This is a genomic window from Phycisphaerales bacterium, assembly GCA_035627955.1.
Classification (GTDB): Bacteria; Planctomycetota; Phycisphaerae; order Phycisphaerales; family UBA1924; genus JAEYTB01.
In genome coordinates this window covers 117,922-136,485 of the sequence record DASPKU010000013.1, presented here as the reverse complement: position 1 = coordinate 136,485, position 18,564 = coordinate 117,922, and the positions used below count along the sequence as shown (strand labels likewise).

Annotated in this window: 16 protein-coding genes; 11 read left to right on the top strand and 5 right to left on the bottom strand. The window is 67.9% G+C overall.

What is annotated here, in order from left to right:
• Positions 1 to 293 precede the first annotated feature (293 nt).
• Both VD997_11690 and VD997_11685 read right to left on the bottom strand, forming a co-directional pair.
• The gene (locus VD997_11690; GenBank protein ID HYE62648.1) at positions 294 to 983 is read right to left on the bottom strand and encodes a hypothetical protein; all 690 of its coding nucleotides are present in this window, start codon (positions 981 to 983) and stop codon (positions 294 to 296) included.
• Positions 984 to 1,514: 531 nt separating this feature from the next.
• A complete protein-coding gene (locus VD997_11685) occupies positions 1,515 to 2,102 on the bottom strand; it encodes a hypothetical protein (GenBank protein HYE62647.1) in 588 nt (195 codons plus the stop codon).
• Between the two features lie 305 nt (positions 2,103 to 2,407).
• Here VD997_11685 and VD997_11680 point away from each other — a divergent pair, with 305 nt between their 5' ends.
• The 3 genes from VD997_11680 (at position 2,408) to VD997_11670 (ending at position 5,936) form a co-directional block, all read left to right on the top strand.
• Positions 2,408 to 3,037, top strand: coding sequence for a hypothetical protein (locus tag VD997_11680; GenBank protein ID HYE62646.1), 630 nt, complete (start codon positions 2,408 to 2,410; stop codon positions 3,035 to 3,037).
• Between the two features lie 338 nt (positions 3,038 to 3,375).
• Positions 3,376 to 4,428 carry a phosphate ABC transporter substrate-binding protein gene (locus tag VD997_11675; protein HYE62645.1) on the top strand — a complete coding sequence of 351 codons (1,053 nt, stop codon included), beginning with the start codon at positions 3,376 to 3,378 and terminating at the stop codon, positions 4,426 to 4,428.
• A 266-nt stretch (positions 4,429 to 4,694) separates the two neighbouring features.
• Positions 4,695 to 5,936, top strand: a complete 1,242-nt coding sequence (locus VD997_11670) for a porin (GenBank protein HYE62644.1) — start codon at positions 4,695 to 4,697, stop codon at positions 5,934 to 5,936.
• Positions 5,937 to 6,110: 174 nt separating this feature from the next.
• Here VD997_11670 and VD997_11665 read toward each other — a convergent pair whose 3' ends face one another.
• Positions 6,111 to 6,614, bottom strand: coding sequence for a hypothetical protein (locus VD997_11665; protein ID HYE62643.1), 504 nt, complete (start codon positions 6,612 to 6,614; stop codon positions 6,111 to 6,113).
• Positions 6,615 to 6,813: 199 nt separating this feature from the next.
• On the opposite strand from VD997_11665, the gene VD997_11660 reads away from it, so the two are divergent.
• From VD997_11660 to VD997_11645, 4 genes are all read left to right on the top strand, one after another.
• The gene (locus VD997_11660) at positions 6,814 to 7,740 is read left to right on the top strand and encodes an endonuclease/exonuclease/phosphatase family protein (protein HYE62642.1); all 927 of its coding nucleotides are present in this window, start codon (positions 6,814 to 6,816) and stop codon (positions 7,738 to 7,740) included.
• A gap of 146 nt (positions 7,741 to 7,886) precedes the next feature.
• The gene (locus tag VD997_11655; protein HYE62641.1) at positions 7,887 to 10,118 is read left to right on the top strand and encodes a hypothetical protein; all 2,232 of its coding nucleotides are present in this window, start codon (positions 7,887 to 7,889) and stop codon (positions 10,116 to 10,118) included.
• Between the two features lie 200 nt (positions 10,119 to 10,318).
• Complete coding sequence (locus VD997_11650) at positions 10,319 to 11,272, top strand: DUF6263 family protein (GenBank protein HYE62640.1); 954 nt, start codon at positions 10,319 to 10,321, stop codon at positions 11,270 to 11,272.
• 86 nt (positions 11,273 to 11,358) lie between these two features.
• A complete protein-coding gene (locus VD997_11645) occupies positions 11,359 to 12,159 on the top strand; it encodes a hypothetical protein (protein ID HYE62639.1) in 801 nt (266 codons plus the stop codon).
• Positions 12,160 to 12,176: 17 nt separating this feature from the next.
• Here VD997_11645 and VD997_11640 read toward each other — a convergent pair whose 3' ends face one another.
• Positions 12,177 to 13,223: a GntG family PLP-dependent aldolase gene (locus VD997_11640; GenBank protein HYE62638.1), complete on the bottom strand. Its 1,047-nt coding sequence runs from the start codon at positions 13,221 to 13,223 to the stop codon at positions 12,177 to 12,179.
• Positions 13,224 to 13,441: 218 nt separating this feature from the next.
• On the opposite strand from VD997_11640, the gene VD997_11635 reads away from it, so the two are divergent.
• A complete protein-coding gene (locus VD997_11635) occupies positions 13,442 to 14,032 on the top strand; it encodes an Hsp20/alpha crystallin family protein (protein ID HYE62637.1) in 591 nt (196 codons plus the stop codon).
• A 173-nt stretch (positions 14,033 to 14,205) separates the two neighbouring features.
• Here VD997_11635 and VD997_11630 read toward each other — a convergent pair whose 3' ends face one another.
• Entirely contained in the window at positions 14,206 to 14,703 is a 498-nt protein-coding gene (locus tag VD997_11630; GenBank protein ID HYE62636.1) for a hypothetical protein, read from the bottom strand.
• A gap of 317 nt (positions 14,704 to 15,020) precedes the next feature.
• Here VD997_11630 and VD997_11625 point away from each other — a divergent pair, with 317 nt between their 5' ends.
• The 3 genes from VD997_11625 to VD997_11615 all read left to right on the top strand — a co-directional run bounded on the left by VD997_11625 (position 15,021) and on the right by VD997_11615 (position 18,449).
• Positions 15,021 to 16,415, top strand: coding sequence for a 3-deoxy-7-phosphoheptulonate synthase class II (locus VD997_11625; protein ID HYE62635.1), 1,395 nt, complete (start codon positions 15,021 to 15,023; stop codon positions 16,413 to 16,415).
• Between the two features lie 31 nt (positions 16,416 to 16,446).
• Positions 16,447 to 17,241 (top strand): class I SAM-dependent methyltransferase, encoded by a 795-nt coding sequence (locus tag VD997_11620; protein ID HYE62634.1) that lies wholly within the window; start codon positions 16,447 to 16,449, stop codon positions 17,239 to 17,241.
• A 128-nt stretch (positions 17,242 to 17,369) separates the two neighbouring features.
• Entirely contained in the window at positions 17,370 to 18,449 is a 1,080-nt protein-coding gene (locus VD997_11615) for an AAA family ATPase (protein ID HYE62633.1), read from the top strand.
• Positions 18,450 to 18,564: the final 115 nt, after the last annotated feature.

The following is an 18,564-nucleotide window of genomic DNA, read 5'->3' as shown; positions in this document are numbered from 1 at the left end:
CCCCTGAGCTTGGACGCGGTGATGCAGGCCCGGCGCGCGAGCGCCGGGCCTGTGTTGTTTTGAAAACAGGTCTCTCGCGGAGGACGCGGGGGCGCGGAGGGAGGCACTTGGGATGTTGGATGTGGGATGGGGAGTTTGGGAGGTGGGGAAGGAAGCTCAAAGCTCAAACCTCAAAGCTCAAAAACAGAAAAGGCCCGGCGCTCTCCAGCGCCGGGCCTGCACTCTCTCTGTACCACTCTCTCTGCCTCCCATCTTCCTCCGCGCCCCCGCGACCTCCGCGAGAGGCCCGGCTCTCAGGCCGCCAGCTTCGCGGTGGTCTCCGTCACCGTGGCCACGATGCCCCCGCCGCCGCCCACCCCGAAGTTCACGTTGAACTGCCCGGGGTTGCCGCGCCGGGTGCTCCGCACCGCGGTGATCTGGTAGGTCACGCCGCCGCTGCCGCTGGGCAGGGTGTCGTCGCTGAAGCTCTTGGTGCCGGTGGCCCCGATGAAGGTCCACGGTCCGCCAGCGATGGGCCGCCGCCGCACCTCGTAGATCGTGCCGCTCGCCCCCGCGGGGTTCTGGCACTTCCACTTGAGCACGATGGACCCGTCCTGCAGCAGCTCCACGCGGTAATCGCTGGGCGTGCCGGGGGGCGGCACGGGCGTGCCGGGGCCGGGAACAGGCAGCATGGCCATCCCGTACACCGCCTCGTTGTTGGTGCTCTCGGCGAAGGCGCGGATGGTGGCGATGATGGCCGCCCCCTCGCTGCCCATGGTGGACACCGCCTTGTAGAAGTTGGCGGTGGCCACCTTGCTCGCCTCGCGCAGCTCGTCGGCCTCGTTCATCGCCTGGATCGCGTCCTGCACCAGGGCCGCGAAGGCCGTGGCCCTCGTGGACGTGATGCCGATGGCGGTCGCGTTGGCTGACCACGCGTTGGTGTGCGCGTTGTAGAACACGACCTTCTGGCGCCGATCGTTCGGCACGACTCCGTTGCTGCCCATGGTTCCCTCCTTGGCGCGTTGGCCGCGAGTGGTCATCGGTGCGGCGAAGGTCATGGGTGACCCCGACGCCGCACGCTGACCCGCGTAGACCCAACACACCCTTCTGCGGGTCCCGCACATGCGGGCCGCGGGGCAGGCCGCCGTCAGCACCCTTTACCTCGGCGTGTTTGGAGGGCCGCTTTCGTCACAGGAGGCAAATCCCGAAAAATCGTCGCAGGCCGTCCACGCGCCACGACCCGCACCCGCAGCGTCCGCCCGCCGTTATCACCCCAACCCCACGCCCCTTCACCACTTCCGCGCGACTTCCCGCGGCGCGGGGGGCCTTCCACAACGGTTGTGGAAGGCTGAACAACCGTTGTGGAAGCCTGAACTACGGCTGTGGAAGGTTCCACAACGGCCGTGGAAGCCTGAACAACCGCTGTGGAAGGCCGCACAACGGCAGTGGAAGGCTGAACAACGGTTGTAGAAGCCTGCACAATTGTTGTGGAAGGCTGAACGATCGCAGTTGGCGGCTCGACCCAAGCCGAGGTATCACCCGCGCTGCTCGCGCGCCGCGAGATGATCGAAGAGCTCCGAGGTGTTCACCTCGATTAAATCGGCGTTCGTCGGGTGGAGCCGCGTGAGCCGCTCGACCTCAGCGCGGCAGCGCTTGAGCCCGCGGTGCGAGTGCACGACCGCGATGAGCCGGGTGTCGGGGCGGTCCTTCACATGGGGAGCGAACCAGGCGGAGAGGGCGAGCTGACTTTCGAGATGATCCAGCCACGCACCCTCGTCGGGCTGGGGCGGGCACTCGACGACCGGCGGCGCGTCGCCGCGGACGCGACCGGGGACAAGCCAGAACAGCCCGTCGTTCCAGCCCGTGGACGGCTCTTCGATGACGATGGTCGCGGGTGCGGCCGCGAGCGCGGCGTCAACCTCGGCCCATGAAACGACCCGTCCCTCTCGCGTGAGCCGCCGACGCAGGCGCGCCGATCCCACGCGCCGTTCGGGCCTCGCATACGCAACGAGGCACAGCATCAGCCCGCCCATGACGAGGGCGTACACAAGGTAGAGCGGCGCCAGCGGGAGCGCGAAGGCCCACAGCAGCCACTTCCGCCGGGGCTCTTTCGGCGAGTCCATGGGCGCAGTGTAATCGCACGCCATCGCCTTCAGGAGCGTGCCATCACCTCGGGCCTGTTGCGAAAGTAATGGTTCGGCGAGGCACCGATGCCCGCCGCGGGTTCGGCGCCGCTCATCCGAGAGGCCCTCAGGCCGGGCCTCTCGGGCTCTCCCGGGCCGTTCTCAGGTGCTCGGTTGTTGGGGGCGCAGCCACGCGGCGAGCGGCGGAGGCCGCTGCGGCTCCATTGAACGCTTGCGTCCGGGCGGGTCGGGCAGGGCGGCGAGCCCTGCCACAAGCGACTCCGAAAGCGCAGTACGCTGCGTTGATGCAGAGGCCGCCGCGCCGGAGAGCCTGGAGCGTGAGGATTGTCCGCGTGGGGGTGTGCCTGCTCGCGGGCGCGGTGGTCACGTGGGCGGTGGCGTGGGGGTGTGCGCTGTGGGGCGAGGGGCCGCGGTTGGAGTTCAACTTGCGTCCGGTCGAGCCGCGCGTGAGTGCGTTTGTGCCAGCATACCCCGAGGATCAGGGGTGGATCGGGGGTCGCACACGGGTCCGGACCAAGACGCTCATCATCACAGCGCTCGATGATGACGTGCTGCCGGCGACGGAGGCGTATGACCTACAGGAGTTCGGCTGGCCGGCGCGCGGAATGTTGGGCCGTACGAAGCTGGACTATGGCGATCAGATCGTGCTGGATACGTACCTCGCGGCACCCTCCTGGATGGGGCCCGGGCCGGATTGTCCGGGTCTCCCGACAGAAGTCCTCCCCCTCGGCTTCGCCCTCAACACCCTCCTCGCGGCGGGCGTCTTGATGGGAGTGGTTGAGACCTTCGCGTGGGCGCGGCGGCGGGGGCGGCGGCGGAGGGGGCGGTGCCCCGCGTGCGGGTACGACCGGCGCGGGCTGGCGGGTGGTGACGCGGCGGCGTGCCCGGAGTGCGGGGCGGGTGGGGGGCGTTGAGAACGTCGTGGGATTTCTTCTTGGGGCTGGCGCAGGGTGTGGGGTGGGTGCGGGCGCCGCATAAACTGAGTGCGCCGACCCCACACCCACAAGCTCCCGGCATCAACGGGCAGACACGATGCACGCCTGCGCGTTGATGCGGGGGCCCTCGTGGGTGTGGGGTCGAGGGGCGCCCTTGATGCGGCCGCCACGCGGACCCCACACCCTGCGCCAGCCCCGCATCATCACCAGGCCACACACGGCGGCGCACCAGCACGGGTTTAGCCGACCCTTAGCGCCGGCCCCGCCCCCGCCAGGGCCCGCGGCCCGTAGCCTTTTGCACCAACCAAGGAGACCGCATGCACCGGACCGTCCTCCAGCTCGCCGCCCTCGCCGGCCTCGCCGCCGCGGCCTTCGCCCAGCCGGCCACCACCACGTCCCCTGCCACCCCCACCAACCCCGCGAAAGACAGCAAGCAGCCGGCCACCTCGAACGGCAAGCCCGGCGGCAAGCAGGGCGTGAAGGTCGACGCCGCTATCGCCGACTACAAGCCGGTCGAGGGCATCACCGGCACGGTCAAGAGCATCGGCAGCGACTCCATGATCAACCTGATGACCGCGTGGAGCGAGGACTTCAAGAAGTTCTACCCCAGCGTGCAGACCGAGATCGAGGGCAAGGGCTCGGGCACGGCCCCGCCCGCGCTGATCGAGAACCAGGCGCAGTTCGGCCCCATGAGCCGCCCGATGAAGGCCGACGAGATCAAGAAGTTCGAGGACAAGTTCGGCTACAAGCCAACCGAGATCAGGACCGCGGTGGACACGCTCGCGGTGTTCGTGCACAAGGACAACCCGCTCGAGGAGATCAGCCTGGAGCAGATCGCCAAGGTGTACTCGGTGAAGGGGCCGGACATGACGTGGGGCGACCTGGGCGTGACCGGTGACCTCGCGGGCCAGCCGATCGCGCTGTACGGGCGCAACTCCGCCAGCGGCACCTACGGGTACTTCAAGGAGCGGGCCCTGAGCAAGTCGGACTTCAAGAACAGCGTGAAGGAGCAGCCGGGCAGCTCCGCGGTGGTGCAGGCGGTGGGCACCGACGCCGCGGGCATCGGCTACTCGGGCGTGGGCTACCTCACGGCGGACGTGAAGGTGCTGAAGGTGAGGGCGACGCCCAAGAGCAAGGCGGTGGCGCCGACGGTGGAGACCGCGCTGAACGGGCAGTACCCGATCGCCCGCTACCTGTCGGTGTACGTCAACAAGGCCCCGGGCGAGAGCCTTGACCCGCTGCGGGCCGAGTTCATCAAGCTCATGCTCAGCAGGCAGGGCCAGGAGACGGTGATCAAGGACGGTTACTTCCCGGTGCCCGCCAAGACGATCGCGGAGGACCTCAAGAAGCTGGGCCTGACCAGCAACTAAGGACATCGCGCGAGCCCGACGCACCAGCAAGGGTTTCGTCCCTGCAGCGCACACGCAACGCCGGTCACGCCGACCGGCGGTGTTGTTTTTGCACACGCGATCCACACCGCGATCTTGGCCAACCCTTAGCGCGCGGCATGATGAAAGCGCGCTGGTGTTCGTAGATACTCCCGCCTCTGAGCAATCGCCGCTTCCACACGCCGCGCGTAGCGGCACACCCCCACCCCGACCCCCACCCCCACCCCCACTCCCAGGAGATTGATCCGATGCACCGTCTTCTCTCTCTCATCGCTGGCACCGCCCTCGCCGGCGTCGCCGTTGCCCAGACGGGCGGCCAGACCAACCTCGAGAGCGCCCACAAGGCCGAGCTGCTGGCGGACGCCGAGGCCCGCGCGAGCTTCCTGCAGGACATGCAGGCCCCGGCCAACAACCCCAGCCCCGGCTCGGGCTGGAACAAGGGCAAGTTCTTCCTGAGTGGGGGGGGCACCGGCGACAACGTGCTCAACATCGGCGGCTTCTTCCAGACCCGCTACCTGCTCAACAGCCGCGACGAGCAGCCCGATTCCGAGGAGATCACGCACGGGTTCCAGATGCGGCGCTCCCGCATCATCGCCAGCGGCAACGTGTGGGACAAGAACCTGACCTTCAACATCACCGGCGACTTCTCCCGCAGCTCCGGCGTGTTCACGCTGCTGGACGCCTGGGGCCGCTACCAGTGGGACAACGGCTTCGCCGTCCGGTGGGGCCAGGCCAAGGTGCCGCTGCTCCGTGAGGAGCTCGTCAGCGACACCCTGCAGCTCACCGTCGAGCGGTCGACGGTGAACACCGTGTTCACCCAGAACCGCAGCCAGCTGATCGAGGTCCAGTACACCGGCAAGCAGTTCCGCGTGCAGGGCGCCCTCTCCGACGGCATCAACTCCCTCAACACCGACTTCACTGCGGAGCGGGCCGACATCGGCCTCACGGGGCGCGCCGAGTTCATGTTCGCGGGCGACGACTTCAAGCGGTTCGACGACAACACCAGCTGGCAGGAGAGCGGCTACGCGGGCATGGTCGGCGGGGCCGTGCACTTTGAGACCGGCGGCGAGACCGGCGGCACCACCGACCGCGACGTGACCCAGGCCACGCTCGACGTGAGCGTCGAGGGCGACGGCTGGAACGCCTTCGCCCAGGGCGTGTGGCGCAACATCGACGCCCCCGGCGGCGAGACCGACGACTTCGGCGTGGTGGTGCAGGGCGGCGTGTTCGTCACCAGCCAGGTCGAGCTCTTCGCCCGCTACGACGTCGTCATCCCCGATACCGGCGACAACTTCAACACCGTCACCGGCGGCGTGAACTACTACATCAGCCCCAAGAGCCACGCCGTGAAGCTCACCGGCGACGTGTGCTACTACATCGACCCCACCACCGACAACCCGCTCACGGGCCAGAACACCGGCGCCAACCTGCTCACGGATCCCGAGGGCGGGCAGATCGGCCTGCGCCTGCAGTTGCAGGTGCTGTTCTAAGCACTGAGTCGCACTCACGCTGAAGAAACACAATCTCTCGCGGAGACGCGGGGGCGCGGAGATAAAGACCCACGACCGGGCCTCTCCCGCACTCGCGTTCCCGCGAGAGTTTTTCTTTTTTGACTCTGTTCCGGCTCTCCTCCGCGTCTCCGCGTCTCCGCGAGAGACTCTGCCTTACACCCCAGGCTGCGGCACCAGCTGCCGGTTCACCGAGATCTTCACCGGCACATCGAACCGCGCCACGCTCCCGTTGGTCCTGATCTCCACCGTCGCCGTCACGATCGAGTTTGCCGGCCAGAGGGGCCCGTTGTTGGCCACGTAGTACGCGTTCGAGTCGATGCTGGTCATCACCTTGGCGAGCACCGGCGACCACCGCGCCGTGCCCCGCCGCAGGCTCACCTTCACGCTGGTGATCCCCGGCAGCGGCGTGTTGTCCGCCGTCGCCAGGAACACGCTGGTCTGCAGCCGCCCCTGCGGGTTGGCCAGGAACCCGAAGTTGCGGCGTGCCGAGACCTCCACCATCACCCGCTTGCCCGCGATGGAGACCGTCCGGCTCCCGAGCCTGACGCCCGCCTCGACCACCGGCTCGCCCGCGGCCTGCGCCACCACCGGCGAACCGCCCATCACCAGCGCCGCGCCGATCACCGCACCCAGCACGCCAAGCAAGACGCTCTTCATCTTCACTTCTCCCGGGTAGGGCCCGTACTGCTCCAGCTGATGGAGGTTCCACGGCCGCGTAACAGAGGTTACCCTTGATCCTCCACACCGGTTCCCCCATTCAGCCGGTTTGCCGCGTCGAGTCCGCAGGTCCGCCCCGAGGCCGGACTTGCAACAATGGGGAGGCAAGGGTGAGAGGGAGGCCGGAGGCGTGCGGTTGGTGATAAGTCTTGCTCTGCTCTTTGCGTGCCTGGGTTGCCTGCTGCTGGCCGCGTGCGTCGTTCCCTCGACCTCCACTGGCGCTGGCCCCACCCCCACGCCGACTCCGCCCACCACCAGGACCACCGACCTCCACGTGATGTCATTCAACATCCGCTACGGCACCGCCCAGGACGGCGACAACCACTGGACCCGCCGGCGCGAGGGCCTGTTCGCCCTCCTCGCCCACGAGGCCCCCGACCTCATCGGCCTGCAGGAGGCCCTCAAGTTCCAGGTTGATGAGATGCTCGCGGCCATGCCCCACTACGGCGCGGTCTTCGCCGGGCGCGACGACGGCGAGGCCCGCGGCGAGGCGTGCGCCATCCTCTACGACCGCCGCCGCTTCACCCTGGACTCCCACGCCACCTTCTGGCTCAGCGACACCCCCGACGTCGTCAGCAACACCTGGAACGCCGCGTGCCTGCGGATCTGCACGTGGGCCCACCTTCGCGACACCGCGACTGGCCGGGCGTTCTACTTCTACAACACCCACCTCGACCACATGAACGAGGACGCCCGCGAGAAGGGCATCCGCCTCGTGCTCGACCGCATCGCCGCCCGCCCAGACCGCGCCGCCCCCGCCCTGCTCACCGGGGACTTCAACGACGGCGAGCGCAGCGACACCGTCAGGCTCGCCGCCCGCGAGCTCATCGACACCTTCCGCACCCTGCACCCGTCCTCCGCCGACCCCCACCACGCCAGCACCCACCCCCACTACCACGGCGTCGGCACCTTCAACGGCTTCAAGAACAAGACCGACGGCGAGAAGATCGACTACATCCTCGCCACCCCCGGCCTGCAGGTCCTCAAGGCCGACATCGTCCGCACTACTCACCACGGCCACAACGTGTCGGACCACTTCCCGGTGACGGCGACGCTGCGGTTCTAAGCAACGGGTGGAGCACTCGTTCCGGGAGTGCTGATGGCCGCGTTTCGCGGGCACACAGCTCGACCGTTAGCACCCAAGCACCACTCGCCGCTCACCGATTGAGCGTTTTTCATTGTGGGTGTTCACCCCGCCGGCATAATGGGGGCATGCGGACCCTCCTCGCGCTGTGCCTGCTCGCCCTCACGCCAGCGCTCCAGGCGCAGCCCTGCGAGGGACAGTTCATGCCGGGGGTGCAGGCGCCAGGTGTTCGAGGGACGGTAGAGCACATTCTGCGATGGGACCCCGATGGAACGGGGCCTTTGCCACAGTGCGTAACGATCGGCGGCCTGTTGTGGGTTGACGGCGAGGCGGTTGGGATTGCGTATTGGGATGGCTCGCGGTTCAGGCCGGTGGCCACGCCTGCCGGCTACCTCGACGCGGCTGCCGTGAAGGGCGATGGCACGCTGATGATCAGCGTGTCGGAGCTGGACCGGACGGCGCGGGTGTGGGCACGGACCGGGACGCAGTGGACGCAGTTCGGCTGGACGTTCGAGCCCCGCGGTCCAAACTCGCCGGCGACCGTGAACGCCATCCTGCCCCTGCCTGATGGGTCGGTGGTTGTAGGCGGGGGCATCGAGGGCTTGGTGCGGCGTTCAACCGGGGGCTTCTGGGAACACATGCACAACCCGCAGATCTCCCGTGGGGCCGTGCACGTACTAAAGAGGTTGTCCAATGGGCACATTCTCGCGGGGGGCGACTTCGGCGAGCCGTGGGCGATCAACAAGCTTGCGCTCTGGAACGGGAGCGGCTGGACTCAGGTGGGGGACAACATCTACCACCAATACGGAGCGTCCATAGAGGACATTGAGGTCACTGCTGACGGCGACATCATTGTCTCCGGCACGATGTCTACCGCAGGAACAGCGCAGGTCGACGGCATCGCTCGCTGGAACGGTTCGACATGGTCCGCCATCGGGACCGGAAACCACAGCGGCAGAATCGAGATTGTTCCAGGTGGCGACATTATCGCCGCGGGCAGAACTGTCGAGCGGTGGAATGGCACGGGGTGGACCACGCTGGTTTCCACGCCGCCGGTGATCGATATCCGGGCACTGTCCTTCAGCGGCGGGGTCGGAGAGGAGCCGCTCGAGATTCATCTCGGGGGTCGGTTCGGGCCCATTGCAGACGCGAACGGTTCCGCGATCGCTTCCCTGCGGGATGGCCAGCTGAACACGTACGGAGACGGTTTCAACAACAACGTGGAAGCAGTCAAGCTCTTGGCAGACGGCAACATCGCTGTTGGCGGAGATTTCTCGTTTGCTCCTGAGGGCGCACACAGCAGCGCCGCGATCTGGAACGGCACCTGGTCCCCGCTCCCACTCGGCCCATCCGGCAGTCCGCCCGGAACCTGCTGCACCACCACCGTGACCTCGATTGTGCAGTTGGACGACGGCTCGCTCATCTATGCGGGCGAGTTCGGCTTCGTCGGGAGTGTGGCTGCCAGTTGCATCGCGCGGTGGGCCGGTGAATGGGCGCCGATGGACGGGGGCATCCTGCCCTCCCCTGAGGCTTCGCCCCCGCGGGTGATGGGGGCCGTGAAGATGCCCAACGGTGACCTCGTGGTCACGGGTCACTTTACGCGCGCGGGCAGTGCAACCGTTGCCCACGTGGCGCGATGGAATGGACAATGGTCGTCGATGGGCGATGGGTTGCCGTGGGCAGGGCAGTGCGCGGTGGTGCTCCCCGCGGGCGACCTCTATATCGGGTCGGGCCGTGGCCTCTATCGATGGGACGGCTCGTCGTTCGTGCTCGTCACGATCGCCAGCGGAGGGGTCGAGGCGCTTGCGGCCGGCCCGCACGGCGGCGTGCTGCTGGGCGTGTCAGGCGAGTTCCCCAGCTACCAGGGAGGCGTTCTGCATTGGGATGGAGCCACCCTCACCACGCTCGGCCAGACGTCCGGGGTGGTCTATGACCTCGTCGTGCTTGCCAACAGCGACGTGATCGCCGGTGGCATCTTCCAGCAGATGGGCGGCGTAGCGGCCAGCAGCCTGGCCCGCTACCGCGGGGGGGTCTGGTCACCAATAACGCCGGGTCTCGAGGCCGGCGGCCTGGTGCGTGACATCGAGCACTTGGGCGGCAACGACTTCGCCATCGGTGGCCACTTCTTCACCGCCGGCGGTCAGCCCAGCGCCTACTTCGCCCGCTACTACGGCATCAGCGCCGACTTCAACCGCGACGGCGACACCGGCACCGACCAGGACATAGAGGCCTTCTTCGCGTGCATTGGGGGCCAGTGCTGCCCCACCTGCGCGACCGCGGACTTCAACGGGGATGGCGATACGGCCACCGACCAGGACATCGAAGCGTTCTTCCGTGTGCTGGGAGGCGGGGGCTGCTGATCTGGGTACCCCGCCGCTCCGCGGCGGCTTCCATGGGCAACCCACGGAGTCAGACTGGCTGTGCACCATGTACTCAAGGATGAGCCGCGGCGGTGCCCGGCCTTCAGGCTCCAGCACCACACGGCTGCCGAAACTCTCCCGCTTCCCTGCAACCCGCCGATACCCCTCCCGGTACACCCCCCACCAGCGGGAGCACACCCATGATTTCGCGCGCCCTCACCGTTCTCACCCTGTCTACCCTTCTCGCCGCACCCGCGCTCGCGCAGACCCAGCCCGACCGGGCGCCCACCGAGACGCCGCGCACGCCCGCGCCCACCCCGCCGCCTCGTCAGCCCGGGGGCCATCCGGGCGGGCGTGTGGTGGACCTGCGGCCGCGCTTCACTGTCGGCCAGCAGGTGAAGCTCAACATGGACATGAACCGCAAGAGCACGGCCACCGGCCCGGCCGCGCCCGACACCAAGGAGCAGGGCGACGTCGACGTCAGCATGACCGTGGTGCTCAAGTGCACCAGCGCCGACCCCGAGGAGGGCTACTCGCTGCAGCTGTCGATCGAGTCGATGCGCTTCAGTGGTGAGATGCAGGGCGAGCAGATCACGTGGGACAGCAAGAAGCAGGGCAAGGACGAGGTGCTCGACGCGATGTTCAGCAGCATCCTCGACGTTGACATCCCGGTGACGATGGACAAGAACGGAAACATCAGCGATGTGGGCGGGGGCGTGACCGGCGCCATGGGCGGCAAGCTCAGCGGCGGCGACATGTTCAAAGGCCTCTTCGGTCCCCTCACCACCCGCACCAGCAACACCGGCGAGGCCCGCGTCGGCGACAAGTGGACCAACGACGACACCATGCAGGCGGGGCTGGGCACGGTCAAGATCCGCACCGACAACACGCTTAAGTCGGCGGGCCAGTCGATGGCGACCATCGCCACCAAGGGCACGTTCTCGCTCGACCCCACCTCCAGCTCCCAGGGCGTCCGCCTCCGCGAGGGCAAGCTCGAGGGAGAGACCAAGTGGAACACCGCCGACCACATGATCGAGTCGATGAACATGAAGCAGAAGGTGATGCTGGAGAAGCGAGACACCAAGACGGGGCAGATGACGACCACGACCGAGACGATGGACGTGAAGGTGAACCGCGTCCGCACCGGCCGGTGATCGCTCCGGGCGCCTTTGCGTGCCATGGCGACGTCTTCGTCGCTATGAAGTGCCGCGCTTGACTCGGCCCTTTCTACGCTCTCGCCATGCCTCCTGACCCCGAATCCCTGCCGCCAGCCATCGGGCGGGCGCTGGCGTTTCTCCGCACCCTGGACCGCGGCCCCAAGCCTCTCATGGCCTACGTCCGCCGCGCCATCGATGACTCCATGCTCCTGGAGATCGCGAACGCTGACTACGGCAACGACTCAGACGAGCACCTGGCCGCGCTCCGTCGCCTTCGCGATCAGGCCCAGCGTCTCGATCTGAGCAGCTGGTACCCCCGCGAGGTTCTCGAACTCATCCGCTGGTCGGAGCCCGATGATCCCCGGTGCAAGCCGGGCTCGACTGGTGAGCGCGGGCACATCATGCGTGCCTTTGCCTGCGCCCACCTCATCGAGTGCCTTGCGGACCGCTCCAACAACCCGTACTGCAATGCCGAGAACGAGACGCTGATCCAGCTCATTGACAGTTGCATAGCGGTCGGATGTGAAGCCGAGGACGCTGTGTGGAAGTTCGTCCTCTGGCGCGCCCTCAATCGCCAGCGCGACGAGGAGACTCCGCATTACGCGCTCGCGGTGCTCATCCTTGCCGTGCGACGCAACCCGCCGCTGACTCCCGAAGTGCTCAACGACCTCGCCACGTGGGTTGAGGCCGAAGTCGGGTCTGTCCCGACCGACAGCGGAACAGGCGGAGGGCGCTGGCTTTTCGACCTCTCCTTCCACGACCTCCAGCGCAGCCGCTGGATCGCGCTCGCACGCTACAACCTGCTGCTCCCGGCCCGGCCCCACCCGCCTGCTGCGGCGGACGCCCTTACCCGAATCGGCAGTCTGGCCGTGATCGGGTCGTAAGCGCGCCTCCCGTGTTCTTACCTCACCGCGTCTGCCAGCACCTTCAGCACCTGCTCCACCTGTTCGCGGCTTGCGTCCAGGTGCGTGACCGCCCGCATCCGCCGGGCCGCCGTCGCCATGATCAGCACGCCGTTGGAACGCAGCTTTGCCGACAGGTCCGCTGCCGTCATCGGCAGGCTGGGCGAAAGGTCGAAGAACACCAGGTTGCTCTCAACCCCGTGCTTCGCCTGCTCGGGGTGCAGGCTGAGCCCCTTGATGTTCGCGATGCCTTCGGCCAGGCGCCTGGCATTCGCGTGGTCCTCCGCCAGCCGCTGCACGTGGTGCTCCATCGCGTACAGCGCCGCCCCCGCCAGAATGCCCGCCTGCCGCATCGCCCCCCCGAACATCTTGCGGAACCGCGCCACCCGCCGGATGGTCTCCACGTCCCCGCCCACGATCGACCCCGCCGGCGTGCCAAGCCCCTTGCTGAAGCAGCACGACACGGTGTCGAAGTGCGAGGCGTACTCGGCCATGGACACGCCGCTGGCCACATGCGCGTTCCACAGGCGGGCCCCGTCCAGGTGCAGCTTCAGCCCCAGCTCGCGCCCGCGCTTCGTGACCCGCCGCAGGCGGTCAAGCGCCCACACCGAGCCGCCGCCGCGGTTCTGCGTGTTCTCGATCTCCAGCAGCCGTGAGTTGGGCGCGTGGATCCCCACCGGCCTCACGGCGGCCTCGAGGTCCTCGACATCAAACTGCCCGCGCTCGCCGCTCAGCGGGCGGATCATGCAGCCCGACAACGCCGCGGGGCCGCCGGTCTCGTAATGGATGATGTGGCTGTCGGCGTGGGCGATGATCTCATCCCCCGGCTCGCAGTGGGCCCGGATCGCCGTCTGGTTCGCCATCGTGCCGGTGGGCACAAAGCACGCGGCCGCCTTGCCCACCCGCTGCGCGAACACCTCCTGCAGCCGGATCACCGTGGGGTCATCCCCCAGCACGTCATCCCCCAGCTCCGCCCGCGTCATGGCGCTGAGCATTTCCTTGGTCGGCCGGGTCACCGTGTCGCTGCGCAGGTCGATCATCTTCATAGTCGGAAGCATAAGAACCCCGACCGTAAGGAAGGGGTCCGGCATCGGCCCCCACGCGGCCCCCATGCCTGCCTGTCAAACCGACACCAGGGTGTCACTCTTGCACCCACCCCGGGGGGCCTGGCCCGCCCCGAAACACGACGAAAACGGCTCCCACTGGCACGGCCTTTGCCCCTCTTCTGAGTATCCGCTGCGACGGAAGAAAGGAGGCACAAGCCATGATCCGCAGCATCACCAACCGTCCGACGAACTCGCCCGCCGCCCGCCAGCCGGCCCCGTTCACGCCGCTGTCCCGCATGATGGACGAGTTCTTCGGCACCGATCCCTTCTTCGCCCTCACGCCGGTGAGCTTCACCGCACTCAACCGCGAGCAGTCCACCGGCATGGCCCTGGACTTCGGCGAGGACCAGAACAGCTACATCGTCCGCGCTTCACTGCCCGGCTTCGCCGAGAGCGACATCACGTGCGAGGTCAACGAGGGGGTCCTCACCATCAAGGCCGAGAAGGCCGAGGAACAGGAGGACACCGACAAGACCTGGCATCGGCGCGAGCGCCGCTGGGGCAGCGTCATGCGTCAGGTGCAGCTGCCCGCGCCGGTCGTCGAGGACCAGGCCCAGGCCGAGCTGGTGAACGGCGTGCTCACCCTCCGCCTGCCCAAGGTGCAGAAGGCCCCTGCCCGCCGCATCAGCATCAACAGCGGCAAGGCCGAGGCCAGTGAGCCGACCCAGACGGGCCGCCAGAACGCCCACGTCACCAACGGGCACACGCCCAGCGAGCCGCGCAGCCGCATGGCGGGCGCCTCCCGCTAGGCGGTTGAGCAAGGCTCGCGGCAGAAGAGAGAGCCTCTTGTCCCCTTATTCGCACGGCCCCCCAGGGGCCGTGCTTTCATTCCAGGCGCAAAAATGCGGCACGCCCCGCCGAACAGGCCGGGGCGTGCCGAGGCTCAATGAAAGAGCAACGTTCGATGCAGGACCCGGTGGCCTCAGGCGGCGCGACGGAAGGTCCGCCAGTTGGTGCTGGTCGTCGTGGCCTTCTTGCCGGTCCAGTTCTTGTTCTTCGTGGTGGCCTTGCGCGCCTTGGTGGTGCGGCTCGCGGCCTTGACGTTGTTGAAGCGGTTGCTCGTGCCCTTGTTCCAGGCCTTGTTGAAGGCGGGGCTGTTGTTGTTCCACCAGTTGTTGGTGAAGGTCACGGTCCCCGTCTTGCGGGCGGTGATGCGGCCGGTGGTCTTGCGGGCCGTCGTGTTGCGAGCGGTGGTCTTGCGGGCGGTGGTCTTGCCGGTCTTCTTCCAGTTCTTCTTCGTGGTGGTGGCCGTGCCCGACTTCTTCCACGTGCGGGCGCCCCACTTCTTCGCGGCTTTCCACGTGGAAGCCTTGCGGCCGGGGGTACGACCAGCCTTGCGGCTGGTGCGGGCGTTGGTGCGGCGGGTGCCCGTGCGGGTGGTGGTGCGGTTGTTCGTACGCGTGCGAGTCTTCGTGGCCATGTTCGGCTCCGTATCTGTAAAAGCAGGCCTCCGTGCCTTGTGTGTCCGCCTCCGTGCGCCCGGCGACGCCGCCGGCATCGGCGGTCACAACCGCACGACACCCCATGCATCGACGGGCTGCGCAGGTCGCATAAGCCGAATCTGGAATTTTCTTGTGGCCTCCCTTGGAGCCCCTCGCCGTTCGTAACGAGCCCCGAACGCAGTGAGGGTGCCCGCGCCCAGCGACGGCGAGTCGGCCCGCTCACTTCGTTCGGGGCTCGTAACGAACGGCTGCTGCGTGCACAGGTGGCGCGCCATCCACCTACAATCCCGCACTCATGCCCGCCTCCCTCCACGACGCGCCCGCGGGCCACGACCAGCCGTGGACGCCCGATTCATGGCAGTCCCGCCCGGCCCTCCACCTTCCCGAATACCCCGACGCCCCGCAGCTCGCCGCGGCCACGCGCGAGCTCTCCAAGCTCCCGCCGCTGGTGACGAGCTGGGAAATCGAGCGCCTCCGGGCCGTGCTGGCCGAGGCACAGCAGGGCAAGCGCTTCCTCCTCCAGGGCGGCGACTGCGCCGAAACCCTCGACGATTGCCAGCCCCAGCGGATCACCAACAAGCTCAAGATCCTCCTGCAGATGTCCCTCGTGCTCGTGCACGCCCTGAAGAAGCCCGTGGTGCGGGTCGGCCGCTTCGCGGGCCAGTACAGCAAGCCCCGCAGCAGCCCGGTCGAGACCCGCGAGATCGGCGGCGAGCCCGTTACGCTGCCCAGCTACTTCGGTGACCTCGTCAACCGTGCCGAGTTCACGCCCCAGGCACGGCGCGCCGACCCGCGACTGCTCCTCAAGGGCTACCAGCACGCGGCCCTCACGCTCAACTTCGTCCGCTCCCTTGTCGCCGGCGGCTTCGCCGACGTCCACCACCCCGAGTACTGGGACGTCTCTTTCAGCAAGCAGGCCTCGCTCGACCCCGCTCTCCGGGCCGAGTACCAGCGGATGACTGCCAACCTCATCGACGGCCTCAAGTTCATGGAGGCCATGGGCGAGACCAGCATCAACGACCTCACCCGCGCCGAGTTCTTCACCAGCCATGAAGCCCTGAACCTCTGGTACGAGTCCGCCCAGACGCGACCCGTCCCGCGTCGCGCGGGGTTCTACAACCTCTCGACGCACCTGCCGTGGATCGGCGACCGCACGCGCGCCCTCGGCGGCGCCCACGTCGAGTACGCCCGCGGCATCCGCAACCCCGTGGGCGTGAAGCTCGGACCCACCGCCACCGCAAACGACCTCGTCCACCTCGCGACCACGCTCAATCCAGCCAACGAGCCCGGGAAGCTGGTGTTCATCACCCGCATGGGCGCGCACCACGTGCAGCGCGTCCTGCCGCCGCTGCTGGAAGCCGCGAAAATCGCCGGCATTAACCCGCTGTGGGTGTGCGACCCGATGCACGGCAACACCACCACCACGCTCACCGGCGTCAAGACTCGCTCGTTCGAGGCGATTGTCGCCGAGCTCGAAGCCACCTACGCCGCGCACCAGCTCGCGGGCGTGCCACTCGGCGGCGTGCACCTGGAGTTGACCGGTGACGATGTGACCGAGTGCACCGGCGGGGCAGTGGGCATCACCGAGAGCCAGCTCTCGCAGAACTACGCCAGCGCCTGCGACCCCCGCCTCAACTACCAGCAGGCCCTCGAGGTCGCGTTCCTGCTCGCCCGCCGCATGGGGCGGTAGTCTGGGCACTCGCAGCGAGGCAACCACCCGCATGGACCGCTACGAGTGCTACGAGCTGTGCGTGCAGTCGGCCCGGCATGTCACCGCCATGCTTCGCGGCATCCACGCCAATGAGCCCACCATCCTCCGTGAGGACTTCTGCGGCACCGCGGCAGTGGCACGCCGCTGGTGCGAGGAGGGCGGCAGGGCAGTCGGCATTGACCTTGATGGCGATGCCCTGGATCGCGCCGCCCGCCTCGCCCGCAATCTCAACATCACCGACCGCCTCACCCTGACCCGCGCCGACTGCATCGCCACTCCGCCCGCGCCCAACGACGCCGCGGACATCGTCTGGGTGGGCAACTTCTCCCTCGGCTACATCTACGACCGCCCCGCCCTCATTCAGTACCTCTGCCACACCCGCGAGCGCCTCCTCCGCGGCCAGGGCGGCTTTGGTGGCGGCGTCTTCGTCTGCGACCTCTACGGCGGCGCGGGCGCCTTCCGCCTGGGCTCCCTCGACCGCACCCACATGTCCCGCGGCCCCGAGGTCATCAAGTACCACTGGGAGCACGAGGCCGCGGACCCGGTGACGGGGATGGTCCGCAACGCCATCTCCTTCCGGGTGATCCGCGACGGCGAGCTAATGGCCGAGTGGCCGCGGGCGTTCGTGTACGACTGGCGGCTGTGGTCCCTGCCCGAGCTGCGTGACGCGTTCGCGGAAGCCGGCTACCAGCGCGTGGCCGTGTACAAGGAGCTCAACGTCGCCCCGGGCCAGCAGCCCCGCCCGGTGGAGTCGCCAGGTGAGCTGGGGGAGGACTGGGTGGTGATGGTCGCCGCGTGGGCGTGAACTTGGGGCCTGGACACGGGGCCCCTCACCTCGGACCTGAGCCCCTCATCTGACGCGGCGAGCGCGTCGGACTCATAGAAGAACCAACCCGGCTCAGCCGCTGGCCGCCGGTTTCCTAGGATCAGCCCATGACGACAGCCCCCCACTCCCCCCAGCACCCCCAGCACATGCCCGAGGCCGTCCAGGAAGTGCAGTCCGCCTACCGCCGCCTGCGCGACGAGATCCGCAAGGTCATCGTCGGGCAGGACGAGGTGGTCGACCAGATGCTGATGGCGATCTTCTGCCGCGGGCACGCTGTCGTTGTCGGCGTTCCTGGCCTCGCCAAGACCCTGCTGATCTCCACGATCGCCCGCACGCTGTCGCTGGGCTTCTCGCGCATCCAGTTCACCCCCGACCTCATGCCCGCCGACATTACCGGGACGGAGGTCATTCAGGAGGACCGCACGACCGGGCACCGCGAGCTGCGTTTCGTCCGCGGCCCGATCTTCGCCAACGTCATCCTGGCCGACGAGATCAACCGCACGCCCCCGAAGACCCAGGCCGCGCTGCTGGAGGCGATGCAGGAGCGGCAGGTGACCGTCGGCGGCGTGCGCCACGACCTGCCCGTCCCCTTCTTCGTGCTGGCGACGCAGAACCCGATCGAGCAGGAAGGCACGTACCCGCTGCCCGAGGCGCAGCTGGACCGATTCATGTTCATGATCAACATCAAGTACCCGACGATCACCGAAGAAATGGAGATCGTGCGCCGCAGCAGCGTGCGCAGCAACGAGCCGGTGCAGGCCGTCATGGATGAAGTGGCGATCCGGCGCGTGCAGGACGTCGTCCGCCAGATGCCCGTCGCCGACCACGTGATCGCTTACGCCCTGCGTCTTGTGCGCGCCACCCGCATCAAGGAGCCGATGGACCTGGGCCTCACCCGGCCGTCCAAGGTCGGCGACTACCTCCAGTGGGGCGCCGGGCCCCGGGCGAGCGAGTACCTGATCCTCGCGGCCAAGGCCGGAGCCCTGCTAGCGGGCTCCACCCACGTCACCCCCGCGCACGTGAAGGCCGTGGCCAAGCCCGTGCTGCGCCACCGCCTCCTCCTCAACTTCAACGCCGAGGCGGATCAGGTCACCAGCGATGACGTCATCGAGGACCTCGTGAATGCCATCCCGGTCGAGGGAATGACGCCCGGCGAGAAACGGAAAATGGACGAGGTTCTGCGGTAAGCTCTTAGGGCATTGGTCGAGTGGCCTTATCGGCCGGTGCATGCCGACCGAAAGAACAGCCCTTCTCACGCGCGTGGCTATCCCCATCCTCTTGCGATCTTAACACACGCTCAAG